The organism is Jiulongibacter sediminis (genome assembly GCF_001306455.1).
GTDB lineage: Bacteria > Bacteroidota > Bacteroidia > Cytophagales > Spirosomataceae > Jiulongibacter > Jiulongibacter sediminis.
This window is the reverse complement of record NZ_LGTQ01000005.1, coordinates 515,667-530,597: the sequence shown is the minus strand read 5'-3', so window position 1 is coordinate 530,597 and position 14,931 is coordinate 515,667. Positions and strand designations below refer to the sequence as shown.

Below are 14,931 nucleotides of genomic sequence, written 5' to 3'. Positions count from 1 at the left end.
GCTTTTAAACGAACAAAGCTAAGGCTTTTGTCCAGCTTTGATATGCATCCTGATATTCCTGAAGGTTTTGATTTTCCGGCTCAATTGTCTTCACCAAAGTCAATCCATCCATGGCTTCAGGAAGCGAATTGAACAAGCCAGCCCCAAAACCACCGCCAAGAGCGGCTCCTTTGGCTCCATCGGTATCATATAATTCAACTGGTGTTTGAGTGATATTCACCAAGGTTTTTGAGAAAACATCGGAGAGGAACATATTGGCTTTGCCCGCACGAATGACTTTGGGATCAACCCCGTTAGCCTGCATCATATCAAAACCGTATTTCAATGAGAAGGCAATACCTTCCTGAGCAGCCCGATAAATATGGGCATCAGAGTGCTTATTAAAATCAAGATTCATAAATTGTGCCCCTACCAGCTTATTTTCAAGCATTCGCTCGGCTCCATTACCAAAAGGCAAAACCGAAAGACCATTACTACCCACAGCAATTTCTTCGGCTTTCTTATTCATTTCAGGATAATCTATGCCTTTAGCGACATTATGCTTTACCCAACTATTTAAAATACCAGTACCATTGATGCAAAGTAAAATTCCAATTCTTGTTTTCTCGTCCATCTGGTGATTGACGTGAGCAAATGAATTGATTCTGGATTTAGGATCATACGAAACCCGATCACTCACGGCATACACAACGCCCGAGGTACCAGCCGTAGCCGCAATTTCTCCTGGATTTAAGACATTTAGGGAAAGAGCATTATTGGGCTGATCACCGGCCTTATAGCTGACAGGTGTACCGATTTGTAGTCCTAAGGCATTCATCGTTTCCTGACTTACTTCGCCGTGATTAGAGAAAACTGGTCGAATCTCAGGAATCAAATCTATATCAAAACCATAAGTTTTCATGACATCTTCTGAAACAGTATTATCACAAAAATCCCAGAAAACCCCTTCAGAAAGGCCCGAATTAGACGTTGTGATCTCACCCGTTAGTTTCATTGCAATGAAATCCCCAGGTAGCATAATTTTATAACACTGTTCGTAAAGCTCAGGCTCATTGGCCTTTACCCAAGCCAGTTTTGAGGCTGTGAAATTGCCAGGAGAGTTCAAAAGGTGACTCAAAGCCCGCTCCTCTCCTATTTGTTGAAATGCCTTTTCACCGGTTTCCACCGCCCGGCTATCGCACCAAATGATAGACGGACGAAGAACTTTCTGGTCCTTATCTACCATTACCAAGCCGTGCATCTGATAGGAGATACCGATAGACTTGATTTCTTTGACATTGAATTTACCTGAGCTTGTCAGGCGGGTAATGGCCTTTTTTGAGTACTCCCACCATGTTTCAGGGTCTTGTTCAGCCCAACCCGGCTGAGGAGAAGAAATTGAGGCTTCTTTGTCAGGGTATTGAGCAGAGATAACCACTTTTTTAGTTGCGGCATCTACAACAGTCGCTTTGATGGAGGAGGTGCCAATATCGAGGCCTAAAAGATACATAGGGTTTTGCTGTTTTCAGTTCTGAGCCCAAAGCTAATGGATTTGTCGAATATTATAATTGTCAATTAGACACTTATTTTCGATATCTTTAAAAATAAGCACCTATCGAATAAAATAAAGAGAACATAAACAAAAAGGCCCTCATTTGAGAGGACCTTTTAAAACTATTTAATTTGGTTCATTACTCAGGAAAGAAACCACGGTCGATGCCTGGAATGATTTTGAGGGCATTTTTATAATACATTTTCTTCAGCACCTCATCTGATAAGCCCAGACCGTACATTGGCCAAAATGCGTGGTACTTTTTGTGGTATTGAAAATACTCGTCCTCCGTTTCCAAAACTCTGAAATAAGTAACATATTCTTCAGGCTTCCAGCTGTCTTTCCCGAAGAGAACTCGGTCCTGCCATTTGGTAAAGAATTTATTGGCCGTTCTTGGTTGACGACCTAGTTCCGCTATCACGGCACCAATCTCAGCATAAACGTTCGGCATAGCGGTCATCAAACTATCCAGTTTCGGCAAGTTATTCGGGTACCAGCCCATGTGAGCGGCGATAAAAGTGGTTTTTGGATGTTTTCTGAATACATTATGCTGCTGATCAATCAACTCTTCCCAGCTATAATCTCCGTTTTCAACATCCCTTTTTCTTCTTGGATGCGTTTTAAGCTCCAGCCAACGCTCATTAAACTTGGTCATCGGGTCCCAGAAAGGAGCCGGATCCGCCGTATGAATCAAAACAGGAATACCCAATTCACCCGCTTTTTCCCAAACAGGATCAATGCGTTCGTCATCTACGGCTACTAAGCTTCCATCAGCATTCTGAACACTGAAGCCCAAACTCTTGTAAATTTTGAGTCCTTTAGCACCACGTAATTTCACGTCGTCTTCCAGCATTTTCACAGCTTGCTCTGTCCAACCGGGTTCCGAGATATTATTGAAATCAATATTAGTAAAAATGACGATACGTCCTGGCTGGTTTTCGGCAACCGCACTAATATAACTCTCCAACGTTCTTGTGGATTCGTCAATGTCGCGAGTCCAGCCACGGCCGCTTAGATTGACCATGACCCCCATATTCAGGGAGTCCATATATGTTACAATTTCATCCACCTTCTCTTTGGTATTCATGCCAAACTGGTGATTGTGAACATCAATGAACGGATATTTTGCTCTATGGATTTCACCGGTATTTGGTACAACCAGCGTTGAGGTGGGATTGTATTCCTCAAAAGTTACTTCTCCATTATTATCGCCAATGGCAATCTGCTGTGCATAAGTAGTTGAGGCCGTGAGTAAAACAAATGCCAAAAACTTCAAACTGTTCTTCATAAAATAGGTTTATTGAATGATACAGCTAAAAGTACAGTAAGGTGGAAGAATATTGCACGTGCTTCTAAGATTTCCCAATTCTTTTAGACCAAGTTTCAGATTTAATCGAGGAATCTCAATTTATCTTTTGAAGAGAAGGCATACCGCATGAGCCTCTAAACCTTCTTTTCTTCCCACAAAACCCATAGTTTCGGCCGTTGTGGCCTTGATACTGATGCAGTCTGTTGGAATAGAAAGACTCTCAGCAATGGCCTCTTTCATTTGAGGTACATATTTCCCAATTTTAGGCTCCTGAAGAATAAGTGTTGAATCAATATTACCAAGTTCCCAACCTTTTTCATTGATCATTTTATTCACCTCCCTCAAAAAGATTTTGCTATCGGCCCCTTTCCATCGTGGATCGGTATTTTTGAAATGGAGACCAATATCACCAAGTGAAAGGGCACCCAACATGGCATCACAAATAGCATGAAGCAGCACATCGGCATCAGAATGTCCCATAGAGCCTACATGGTGAGGGATTTCAATTCCGCCAAGTGTTAATTTGTAGCCTTCAGCCAACTGGTGAACATCGTATCCATGTCCTATTTTTATACCATGCATTGCGTTTTTTAGGTTTGTGCCGCAATTTAGGCAATGAAATTTCACCAGCCAGACCTAAATCAAAAAACGAGGACGAATCCCCGCTTTTTCTTGCCCAATACTTGTTTGCATCTGAATGCGTAACAAAGATTTAAATCCAATATAAACTCAACTTCTCCAGAGTGTTAAGGAATTATTAAAAAGTAAAAGAATCGACCTTATTCTGCCGGGCCAAAAATCGGCATTTACTACAATTTAAACCTCACTTACTCTTTGGTCTTTTAGTAAAAAACAATTCTCAGGTTTTTATTTTCAATCATACCAACGTCTCATCCAGGTTTCAAATTTTATATCCTTTTTTAGGTGTTAAAAAATGAATAGATTGCTCTACAAACCTGATTGAAATTGAAAAAACTGCTGATTCTTCCTCTTCTATTTGTTCTTTTTGCGTGGCAAAACCCTCAAAAAATCTGGGTGGCTTTGGGCGATAGTATTACCTATCTTAATGAACATCCTGATGAAACTTATCATCGGGTAAAAAAGGGATATATGACGAGGACAGTAGAAAAGCTTCCCAATCTTAACTACATCAATCATGGCTATAACGGTTGGACAGCCGTTCGGGTCGCTCAAAAGATTGAAGAACTCGGCATTCAAAAAGCTGATATTTACAGCATTTTTCTGGGAACCAACGACTGGTGGGCAGGTTTACCAAAAGGCAGCTTATCAAATTACCAAAACAATTCCGGAACGGAAACCATTGCCGGTGCTTTCCGGGTAATCGTTGATCATCTGAAAGGGTTAAATGCTGAAGCGGATTTCGTCATAATTACTCCTATGCAACGCTCTGATTTTGTGTATGTTGACAATTTCAAAAACAATGCTTTTGGCTCATATCAACCGAAAAATGGACAAACTCTTGAAGAGATCGTAAATATGATCAAAGCAATTGGAGAAGCTGAGAATATCCCGGTCATTGACCTTTACCACCATCCGAAACTCGGTATTGAAAAGCTGGTTAATTACAAGTATTTAAAGAATCCGGAAACCGGAAAATACCAGGAATATGGTTATCCCGAATACACCAAAATTCCTTTTGACCCGGAAAAAGATCAATATCCTTATCCATTGGATGCAGTAGGTATGACCTACGACGGTCTTCATCCATCAGACGAAGGCAATGAGCTTATTGCCAATCTATTAGCCAAAGCCCTGAAAGATTAAAACTCAACCTTATGAATACCAGAAGAAAATTTATCAAAACTATAGGCGGGGCGACTTTGGCTACCGGTCTCAGTTCAGTAAACACCATAGGTTCTTCTCAGACCAATGAAACCATCAAAGTAGGCCTAATTGGATGTAACAGCATGGGTTGGGCAGACCTCAATTCATTTTTAAAAAATGAAGGAACAGAGTGTATTGCCCTTTGTGATGTGGACGAAAATGTTCTCCGCAAAAGAGCTGATGAAATTCAATCCAAATTCGGAAAGAGACCCAAAACTTTTGTCAAACACGAAGAATTACTAGCTCTCAATGAACTAAAGGCCGTTTTTGTCGGTACTCCTGATCATTGGCATTGTATTCATATGGTAGATGCCTGCAAAGCCGGAAAGGACGTTTATGTTGAGAAACCTATTGCCAATAGTATTTATGAAGCCAATCTAATGGTTCAAGCTGCTGCTCGGTACAATCGGGTGGTTCAGGTAGGCCAATGGCAGCGGAGTGACCCACACTGGATAGCTGCACTGGAATATCTGAAAACCGGAAACCTGGGTAGAATAAGGCAAGTTAAGGCTTGGGCAGATGTAAACTATGGTAGAGGTTTTGATGTCAAACCTGATACTGATACTCCCTCAGGGGTTCATTATGACCGATGGTTGGGGCCTGCACCAAAACGACCATTCAATGAAAACCGATTTCATGGTACTTTCCGCTATTTCTGGGACTATGCAGGAGGCCTTATGACTGACTGGGGCGTACATATGCTTGATATGGTTTTAGCCGGGATGAATGTAACAGACCCGATTTCTGTAGCCGCTATTGGGGGTAAGCTGGCCTTCCCCGATAATGCCGCCGAAACACCTGACACCTTGACTACCGTTTATGATTTTGGTGAATTCAGTCTGATTTGGGAACAGTTTATGGCCATGGGAACCTCTCCTTATTTTGAAGAACAGGGCCTGCCAGGAGTAGCCTTTATAGGTGAAAACGGAATATTAGCCATCAACAGAAGTACATGGAAAGTGATTCCTCAAACGGAAAATGGTGAATTCATGACGCTGACTTTTCCAGAAAGAAAGAGCAATGGCAGCGGTCTTGATGAGCACACCAAAAACTTTCTTGAATGCATTAAGACCCGAAAACAACCAAACTGTACTATAGAAATGGGAAGAAATGCGGCATTAGTGGCACATCTGGGTAATATGGCTTACAGGACAGGCAAAAAAATCGATTGGAATGCCCAAACTCAAGAAAGTACCGATAGTGAAGTGAATGAGTTTATAAAACCACAATACCGTGCACCGTGGGTTCTACCCGGTTAATGAATTGACTTGGAGCTTTCAACGTCGGCCACAACATCTTTGCTAGCCGAGAAAAGCCCGATCATCATCATAAAACTGGTAACCATAATGACGAAAAACAAAATACCATTGTTGAAGTCGGCCAGCCTGTATTCGTCCGGAATATTGTAAAACAGAAGAATGGTAATCAATCCACGTGGCATTAAAAACAACTCAGGCAGCGGACTTTCCTTTGGATTGATGTATTTCAGGAAGATCAGACGAACGACCAGTAATGTGAGTACGATAAAGGTACCAACAGCCAACACCTCAGTCTGAACCATCTTCTGAAGATCGATAGAATATCCAAAGAGGATAAAGAAGAAAGTACGTACAATGAACGAAGTTTCAAGTGTAATCACCTTGGTTTGCTCTTCCAGATGTTTAAACCGTCGACCATTTGGAATAACCTTGTTGGTATAAGGTAAGACATTTAACAAGTGACGGTTGTTTATAATTAATCCGAAGAATAAAATGATAAGAAGTGAAGGAAGGTGTATTATTTTCCCAAAGGCGTAAAGAGCCACCAAAACAGCAAAAATCAAAAAGAATTTGATTTGTTGACTGATCTTGCTCAATAAGAAAATCAGAAGAATTGCAACTCCGATCGACACTAAAATTGAGATTAGCATCTGGCCCAGGTATATTGCACCATTTCCAATTGTAAACTCTTCAGCACCAATTAAATAGTTAAAATAAAGTATACCAAGAATATCAGAAAATGCCGCTTCGTAAATGATAAATTCTTTGGTAGATTCTGTAAGCATACCAACACTTGGAATCACGATGGCACTACTGACAATGGAGAGCGGTGTGGCATAAACCAAACAGTTCATAAAGTCGTCACCAAGCCAGCCTGAAATTATATAGGCTATAGCAAAAGAGGATAACACAAGAATGACCAATGCCGACACAAAGGCTCTCGTAATTAGAATTATTTTACCTTTCTCCACATGTAAGTCAAGGGCCGCTTCCAGTATAATAACGATGAGTCCAACCGTACCCAAAACCTGAACGGCTTTATCAATAACCCCGGGAGAAGCAAGACCTTCTCCATCAAAATAGTTTACTAGAATACCGGTACCCAAGAGCCACAAAACTGAAGGAATGCGAGTCTTTCTGCTAATAATATTATAGAGATAAGACAGCATTACTATAATGCAAAGGGCCAGTATAAGGTAATTAGTGTTCATTCCCTTGGGTGTTGAAGTATCAAATCCTAGAATCAAATATGGCGTTTTTTAGTTCATCTTGGGCATAATTGCCAATATTTGAGCGTACCCAAAATAGTTTTCTCCTCTCCAAGCACTGTGACCTGAAAACCGGCCATCTCCATCAGAGACGGAAAACGCCCGTTCACTTGATTTTCAAAAGTTTCAAAGTTGTCAAAAAGACGGGTTACAAAACAAAATAGGTGTTGCATACGGCTTGAAGGTTGCCCCCAATCAGCAATAATCATCGTTCCACCATCAGTTAAAACTCTTCTTAGCTCCCGTAAATAATGCAGTTTATCGTCATCCCTCAGATGATGAAAAACCCAGGAGGAGATGACTTTCTCAAAAGCAGCATTTTGAAAAGGTAAAACTCTGGTATACAGTTGATTAAATTTAGCTCTATCTCCTATTTTAGTCCTGGCTATTTTTAGAATGGCAGGGTCCGGGTCCAGTCCGACGAGTTGGAGTTTTAAGTCCTTTTGACTCAAAAGTTCTAATAATGAACCTGTGCCACAACCAAAATCAAGTACTCTTTCTTCGTGGAGAGGCTTCAAAAAAGAAATTGCCCTTGTTTTAATCCTTTTCTCCGGCACCAGTAATTTGATAATTACGTCATAAAATGGAGTGAGAAAATGATATTTAAGGGCCGGGTAGAATTTCAAATTACTTAGCGTTTTTAAATCACCAGCTCCCGTTTTGTGAAGCTTTTTCAAGTTCTGCTTCAAAGTCATCCGGAAGTAATTTGAAAAAATCCAGTTCCGTCATTTCTTCTAACTGATCAATGCTCACCTTATGCCGATCCATTACAAAATGGGAAACGGGCTCATTGGGAAGCACAAAAGCCACTGTACTCTCCGGAATTGTGGAATTCTTGGTCAACCTAAAGATCAGTTTAAAAAAATGTGTCGGTACGCTGACATCATTATATCGACCGAAATACTGCGTCCTGTGTTCAAAAACGGGCCCGGTGATGACATAAACTTCTCCGAAACGTCTCGCCCAGCTACGAGTTTTAAGCTCAAGTTCTGTCCAGGCATAACGATTCAGCAGGGAATCAAACGGAGCGATGTTACTCATTCCAAAGGTTTCTTCCATCAGCGTTTGACAACACCTGAAATCACCTGCCGGCACTAAATGTCCTCTATCAAAACCCGAACCGGAGTAATCGCTATAAGCCGCTGTAGCCACACCGATAAGCTCATCTTCATTAAACCTTAAACCAAATCTGCACTCTTCACCTCTCGTGCTAGCCCCTGTCAATTTATGAAGCGTAAAGCGAGCCTGCATAATATCCTGATCATAATACAGCATATAGTTAGGTTTCTCTACCCATGTACCCCGTGTAGATGGCTGGGGGACTATATTTTGAGGGTATTCAGAGCTCGCCAGACTATGAGCCACGTCATAGGAAACCGGATCTGCCAAACCTACTTTAGATAGGAAATTTTGAATGATATCAGGTCTGGTAACATAAACGACACCCACTATCAAAAGAAAAAAAATAAGAGTATTTGAGAGGTAATTACGCCAGAAGTATTTCCTGATGGCCATAAACTAAGGAGTTGTAATCTTCGTTTTGGTGACTGAGGCCTAAAACTACAATATGCAACCGAATTGAGTAAAAAATCATTCAACTAAGACAATTCAAAACTACAATTGAGACAGAAATGAAAAAGATAGGTCTAATTATCGCATTACTATTGATAAGCTCTTTAGCTGTATTTGCCCAGCAGAAGGAGAACAAAAACCTCAAAATATTTAAGTTTGACCCGCTTCCTCTGGCTACATCAGCTCTTTCATTCGGCTATGAAACTTTCAATACTGACCGCAGCCGAAGCTGGGAATTTCACTTAGGCCTTCGGTATAAAACAGATGATGATTTTTATTACGAACGCCCTCTGGGGACTGAAGAATTAGAACCATTTGCCGATTGGAAAGGAGCTATGGTCAGCGTTGAAAGACGTTTTTACGTTCCTCAATTTAAAGATCGAGGCCCGAATATTTTTAATCAGGAATTCAGTCAAAGTGGTGTCTATTTCGCTCCATCAGTTCGTTTTGACTTCAACCAAAACAAGTATGATCAGTCACGTTATGAATATCAGTATAAACCAGAAGCCACCGAAGCCGACTACACGCTTATTACAGATACCGGCAAAGTGAATTACGCATCCATAATGCCGGCGTTAAATTTTGGCGTACAGTTTACCATCTTTCAATATGCATACCTTGATCTTCATGTAGGTGGCGGTATTCGCTTTCAGTCAAAAAACATCCTGGAACAGCAAAAAACGGAGTCAACCTACTCCTACTATAATTATGATAATGCCATTACCAATTTTGTTTTGAAGGAAGGAGTTCAGCCTACGGGAGGAATAACCTTTGGGCTACGCCTCTAAATAATTCTCTTCAGCTCAAATGCGGTTACGCCCAGCTTGCCGTTTCTTCGGTAAATGATATCGATCATTTTACCCTCTTTTTTTGAGAGTAAATTATAGATTTCAGTCAATGAGATTTCGCTGGAATTCTTTGAGTTAAAAAAGACAATTTCATCATCCACTTGTAATCCGGCTTTATCGGCCGGAGAATCAGGGGTGATGTTTTTGATATAATACCGGTTAAGATTATCACGATAAGCTCTGATATCAAGCCCGCTCATATCATGCTCAAAAGGCTGATTTATCTTTCGCTTATTGGCCTTTAGGGCCATATAACCTTCCTGATAATTCAAGGTTACTTTAAATCTTCTGAGGAATTCGCCACCAATACTTCCCTGCCTGTTAGCGTCAGTGGGAGGGAATTTCATACTAAAGGAGAGCGAGTCAGGAAAAGAAGCCAGAATGTCATTGACTTCTACATCACCAACAGATATCTTTGAAACCCGCCCTATCTCGCCATAGATTTCACCATTGAGGCCTCTGCCCAAATTAGCTCGAATCGTTTTTTCAGGCAGATCAATGTGGCTGTTCTCAGAGTTCAAAAGCAAGGCATGACCAGCTCCGGTATCAATTACCAGACGTAGCGGCTTTTGAGTACCGTTTTCCTGATCAACCAGAGCAAAGGCATCTGTATAGGGTTTATTTTGTGTAACCACGATGGGATAAGCCGTTCCGTGTCTTCTTCGAAGTTTAAAGCGGTCAGGTTTGGTTACAGTTAGATACATAGTATTAAAATCTATGCTTACCACATAACTCTCAAAAAGTGAATGTCCGAAAATACCGTGAATCGGAATCCCCATAAACTCAGAGAGCTGAAGAATATCGCGACTTAGAACCACAACATTTTGTTGATAGCCTGTGATTTCATCCAGAACAAACTTGTGATTTACTGAAACCTTAGCCAATAACTCGGTTTCTTCACCCGCTCCTGCAATAGAAACCTCTCTCACGTAATCAAAATCAAGTTCTTCAGCTAATTCGGGGTCTGTTATAAAAATGGAACTTACTCCCGTATCAATAATAAAATTTAGTGAATCTCTATCGTCAAGTTTTGCCTGAACCACCACAAGGTTTGAATAGACTTTAAACGGAATCGATACCGAAGCACTTCTGGTGTTCATTAAAAAGCCAAAAGCCTGCTCAGGCACCTCCTTCTTTTTCCTGAATTGGCCGTTGGCATTCGTGGATAAGAACAAAAAGCACAGGGATAATAATGTGTTGATATGTGATTTTATCAGACTCATGTCAATCTATTGACATAACGAAAATTAGTACTTAAATGTCCCAATTCCGCATTCATCGTTGCTCAATTTAGGTTATGATGAAGTAAATACTGAATTTTGCGTGATAAATGGAGAAGAAACAGGACATACGGACACTCAGCTTCGAGAAATTACTCAATTGGTTTCTTGAAAATGGAGAGAAGAAGTTCAGGGCCAAGCAGGTCTGGGAGTGGCTTTGGCAAAAATCAGCCACCAGTTTTGATGAAATGTCTAACCTCTCAAAGCCTTTGAGAGAAAAACTCAAAAGTGCTTTTTCAATACTTCCTGTTCAAGTATCCAGTTCTCAGGTAAGTTCAGACAGAACCATCAAATCTGGCTTCAAACTTCATGACGGTCACCTGGTTGAAGGCGTATTGATTCCGACAACCGACCGAATGACCGCCTGTGTTTCTTCACAGGTCGGGTGTTCTTTGAGTTGTAAATTTTGTGCCACAGGCTATATGAACCGGGAGCGAAACCTAACGGCGGCAGAGATTTACGATCAGGTGGTTTTGATAAAAAACCAGGCAGAAGACAATTACAATCAGCCGCTTACGAATATCGTTTACATGGGAATGGGCGAGCCATTGCTCAATTATGCCGCGGTATTGGAGTCGGTTGAAAAAATCACCAGCGAAGAAGGACTCAACTGGTCGCCGAAAAGAATTACCGTATCCACCGCAGGAATCGCCAAAATGATCAAAAAACTTGGTGATGATGAAGTCAAGTTCAATCTCGCTCTTTCTCTTCATGCAGCGAATGATGAGAAGAGAAACCAAATAATGCCGATAAATGAGAGTAACACTCTTAAAAATCTGGAGGAGGCATTAAACTATTTTTATCGCAAAACAGGAAATAAAATTACCTTTGAGTATATCGTTTTTTATGGGTTCAACGATACACTGGAAGACGCCAAAGAGCTACTGGAGTTCTGCAAGAGAGTCCCTTCAAAGGTCAATATCATCGAATACAATCCGATCTCAGAAGCGAATTATCAAAACGCCGATCCTGAAGCAATCGATAAGTTTGCCAACTACCTTGAGAAAAGAGGCATTACAGTAAACATTAGGAGAAGTCGCGGAAAGGACATTGACGCAGCGTGTGGGCAGTTGGCGATTAAAGAGAAATAAACGAGCTCTATTTGAAGTCATTAAAAAAGCCGTTCAGGAATTCCTGAACGGCTTTTTTTGCATTTGAGACTATTATTATTGTCTGAATTCAATCTCCTGAATCTGGAAAACGAAGTCACTTTCGCCTGCATCAGGATTTTTGAATTTGAAATACACGCTGTGTTTTCCTTCAGTTCCTTCCGGAATAGAAAGGTTTAACTTCATAGCATTCTGTCTTCTGAATTCAGTAAAGCTCATACCAGCCGGTGGTCTTCTAAAACCTTGATCAGGAGCCATCCCAACTTTCTCACTAGTCGCTATGGCAGCACCGTCAGGGTCATCGAAATGAAGCTCAGCAGTTCCACCCAATACAGCTGCACGGCCGCCGGTAGAAACATAAAGGACGATCTCCTTTATACCCGTAAGGTCAATATCGGCAAAACCTATGGATGAACCATCACCTATTGCGTAAAACGCATTTCTTGAAGCAGTCTGAACAACTGTTGACTTTCTAAAATCAGCCGAATGCGGCTCAAGGAAAGGACTTCTGAGAACAATCATCTCCTCTCCAAGAAGTGGTTTTACATTTGAAGCACCACGGTCTTTATACGCCGCTCTCAACACAAAGCTTCCGCTTTCTTCGTAATCAGGAATTGCAGCATTTACGCTTCCTGATAATGGGAGCCTACTTGCCGTAGAGTTCATATTTAGAATAAAGTCAACCATTCTGGCTGCATCTGCTCTGCTAAGATCTGGGTGGGCACTCATACCATGCTCTCCCCATACCCCGCTACCACCATTAATGACCTTTTCAATCAGGTACGCTCTGTTCTTTGGAGTATTTGGATAACGCTCAGCAACTTCAGCATAACTTGGTCCTATCGATTTACTATCAAACTGGTGACAAGATATACAGTCACTTCCTTCTATCAATTGACGGCCGACAGAGAAGGAGGCTAACTCATCTTCAGTCGCATGATTTGCGGCCATTTCGATCGGGTCAAAACCAGCAGGCACAAAATCGAAAGTAGTAGAGACTTCATCCGCGTTAATTGCACCGTTTTCAGTAGAACCATCTTCAGAGTCTGTTACAGCTATAGAGTAACCAATTTGCTTTTCACCAAAATAGAAAGTCTTGTTAGGCTTATCCAGGGTTATTGAAAGCTGTGGTGCAGAATTCCCAGCAAAAACATTAAGCGTTTTGCTATTCATATCGCCTTTGCTATCCGTAACTTCCAGCTCTACTTCGTAGTCTCCGGCATCGGTAAAGGTATATTCCACTTTTTCACCAGAGACTCTATCCTTCTCAACTCCACCTTCTTTGATAATCCAACTATAATTGAGATTGCCTTGATCATAATCATCATAATCCATCGTACCTTCAGCTGACAGATTAACTTTCAAAGGCAATTGACCTGAAGTCTTATCCACGGCAGCTTCTACGATTGGTTTTCTGTTTCCGGCGTTATACTCAATTTTAACGAGTCTTGAATTTGGGTTCCCTCTAAACCAGGCAGTGCCATACTCCAACACATACATATCTCCGCTTGGTCCAAAATCCATGTCAATGGCACCCGAGTAGAAATTGTTTGGCAATACCTGCTCCATAGACTCATAGTCACCGTTTTCATCCATTGTAATCGCCATAATCCAACCCCTCATGAAGTCTGTAATCAGCCATTTTCCTTCGTAATACGATGGCCACGGTCTTTCAGCATTCTTAAAATCGGCTTTTCTATAAACCGGCCCACCTGTAGCAGATCTACCGGAAGTCCCCAAAAGAGGAAATTCTTGCGAAGGCCCGTATGGGTAATAAAGCATCGCTGGAACAGGCTCTGGCAAATCAACAATACCTGTATTATTAACCGAGTTGTTTTTCAGATTCATCGGGTCAAATGGCTCTCCATAAGTTCCGTCCTCTGAGTTATAGCGGTTGTATGGAAAGTTATTACCAATCACATAGGGCCAGCCAAAAAAGCCTGCTTTTTTCGCCTGATTGAATTCATCATAACCCTTCGGGCCCCAAATTGAGTCTACATTAGCATCTGGGCCAACTTCACCCCAGTAGATATACCCTGTTTTGGTATCGTAAGATACTCTCCATGGGTTTCTGTGTCCCATAGTATAAATCTCCGGCCTTGTTTTCTCAGTGCCCTCCGGGAAAAGGTTTCCCTCAGGAATAGTATAGGAACCATCCGCCTGTGGAGTAATTCTCAAAATCTTACCTCTCAGGTCATTTGAATTTCCGGGTGCACGCTGGTCATCTTCATTTTTGTGACCTTCGGCTTCATTCATGTTTGAAGCACCACTTCTGGGGTTCACAGTATTATTCCCGACAGTCAGAAAAAGGTTACCTTCTGTATCCCAGGTCATACCACCACCAGTATGGCAACACTCTTCTCTTTGGGTTTTGACTTCAAGAACTACTATTTTCGAATCTTCAACCAGATAATCATCTTTGAACTCATAGCGAGCCAAAACATGCTTTGGAGTATCAGGATCGGCGTAGTAAAGGTAAATCCAGTTATTTTCTTCAAAATTCGGATCGGCAATTACACCCATCAGCCCTTCTTCGGCCTCACGGGTTCTGCCTTCCTTATTGGTATATTTGGTATTGACAGAGATAAAACCGGCATCCAGCGTTTCTCGTGTTTCTTCATTAACCAGTTTTAATCCACCTTTCCTTTCGGCAATCAGAATTTTACTTCCCGGTAGAAAAGTCATTTCCATGGGCTCATCAAGTCCCTGGGCCAATGTAACTTCAGTAAATCTGTTGTCTTCGGGTTTTACGTTTGGGTCGTCTTTAGGTCCGCTTTCGCACGCTGTGAACAGTACAGAGCAAATGGCACAAGCGAGAATTATTTTCTTCATCTATAATGGTTTTCTTAAGAACCACGAAAATAGGCAGGCATATTAAATTAATACCACAAATTCGATCTATACTATAAA

At 41.4% G+C, this 14,931-nt stretch carries 12 protein-coding genes; 4 read left to right on the top strand and 8 right to left on the bottom strand.

The features are described 5' to 3' along the window. Positions 1–4: 4 nt before the first annotated feature. The 3 genes from AFM12_RS02320 to ispF form a co-directional block, all read right to left on the bottom strand. The gene (locus AFM12_RS02320; protein WP_055143661.1) at positions 5–1,489 is read right to left on the bottom strand and encodes a xylulokinase; all 1,485 of its coding nucleotides are present in this window, start codon (positions 1,487–1,489) and stop codon (positions 5–7) included. Positions 1,490–1,670: 181 nt separating this feature from the next. After that, positions 1,671–2,819, bottom strand: a complete 1,149-nt coding sequence (locus AFM12_RS02315) for an amidohydrolase family protein (RefSeq protein ID WP_055143660.1) — start codon at positions 2,817–2,819, stop codon at positions 1,671–1,673. Positions 2,820–2,939: 120 nt separating this feature from the next. Beyond that, complete coding sequence (ispF, locus tag AFM12_RS02310; RefSeq protein ID WP_055143659.1) at positions 2,940–3,422, bottom strand: 2-C-methyl-D-erythritol 2,4-cyclodiphosphate synthase; 483 nt, start codon at positions 3,420–3,422, stop codon at positions 2,940–2,942. Between the two features lie 384 nt (positions 3,423–3,806). Between ispF and AFM12_RS02305 the strand changes: the two genes are divergently transcribed. Continuing rightward, on the top strand, positions 3,807–4,625 hold the full coding sequence (locus tag AFM12_RS02305; RefSeq protein ID WP_055145068.1) for an SGNH/GDSL hydrolase family protein: 819 nt from the start codon (positions 3,807–3,809) through the stop codon (positions 4,623–4,625). An 11-nt stretch (positions 4,626–4,636) separates the two neighbouring features. Next, on the top strand, positions 4,637–5,944 hold the full coding sequence (locus AFM12_RS02300) for a Gfo/Idh/MocA family protein (RefSeq protein ID WP_055143658.1): 1,308 nt from the start codon (positions 4,637–4,639) through the stop codon (positions 5,942–5,944). Here AFM12_RS02300 and AFM12_RS02295 read toward each other — a convergent pair. Genes AFM12_RS02295 through AFM12_RS02285 form a run of 3 tightly spaced genes read right to left on the bottom strand, consistent with a single transcriptional unit; the run spans position 5,941 to position 8,727 of the window. After that, on the bottom strand, positions 5,941–7,155 hold the full coding sequence (locus tag AFM12_RS02295; RefSeq protein WP_082391159.1) for a cation:proton antiporter domain-containing protein: 1,215 nt from the start codon (positions 7,153–7,155) through the stop codon (positions 5,941–5,943). The two genes, AFM12_RS02300 and AFM12_RS02295, sit on opposite strands and share 4 nt — an antisense overlap. Before the next feature lie 53 nt (positions 7,156–7,208). Continuing rightward, positions 7,209–7,889, bottom strand: coding sequence for a class I SAM-dependent methyltransferase (locus AFM12_RS02290; RefSeq protein WP_157687263.1), 681 nt, complete (start codon positions 7,887–7,889; stop codon positions 7,209–7,211). Continuing rightward, positions 7,858–8,727 carry a DNA/RNA non-specific endonuclease gene (locus AFM12_RS02285; protein WP_055143655.1) on the bottom strand — a complete coding sequence of 290 codons (870 nt, stop codon included), beginning with the start codon at positions 8,725–8,727 and terminating at the stop codon, positions 7,858–7,860. Before AFM12_RS02285 ends, AFM12_RS02290 begins: the two co-directional genes overlap by 32 nt. A gap of 116 nt (positions 8,728–8,843) precedes the next feature. Between AFM12_RS02285 and AFM12_RS02280 the strand changes: the two genes are divergently transcribed. Beyond that, the gene (locus AFM12_RS02280; RefSeq protein WP_055143654.1) at positions 8,844–9,572 is read left to right on the top strand and encodes a hypothetical protein; all 729 of its coding nucleotides are present in this window, start codon (positions 8,844–8,846) and stop codon (positions 9,570–9,572) included. On the opposite strand, the gene AFM12_RS02275 is transcribed toward AFM12_RS02280, so the two are convergent. Continuing rightward, positions 9,569–10,855: an aspartyl protease family protein gene (locus AFM12_RS02275; RefSeq protein WP_055143653.1), complete on the bottom strand. Its 1,287-nt coding sequence runs from the start codon at positions 10,853–10,855 to the stop codon at positions 9,569–9,571. The genes AFM12_RS02280 and AFM12_RS02275 overlap by 4 nt on opposite strands. A 107-nt stretch (positions 10,856–10,962) precedes the next feature. On the opposite strand from AFM12_RS02275, the gene rlmN reads away from it, so the two are divergent. After that, positions 10,963–12,003: a dual-specificity RNA methyltransferase RlmN gene (gene rlmN, locus AFM12_RS02270; protein ID WP_055143652.1), complete on the top strand. Its 1,041-nt coding sequence runs from the start codon at positions 10,963–10,965 to the stop codon at positions 12,001–12,003. Positions 12,004–12,078: 75 nt separating this feature from the next. On the opposite strand, the gene AFM12_RS02265 is transcribed toward rlmN, so the two are convergent. After that, on the bottom strand, positions 12,079–14,853 hold the full coding sequence (locus AFM12_RS02265) for a PQQ-dependent sugar dehydrogenase (protein ID WP_055143651.1): 2,775 nt from the start codon (positions 14,851–14,853) through the stop codon (positions 12,079–12,081). Between the last annotated feature and the right edge of the window lie 78 nt (positions 14,854–14,931).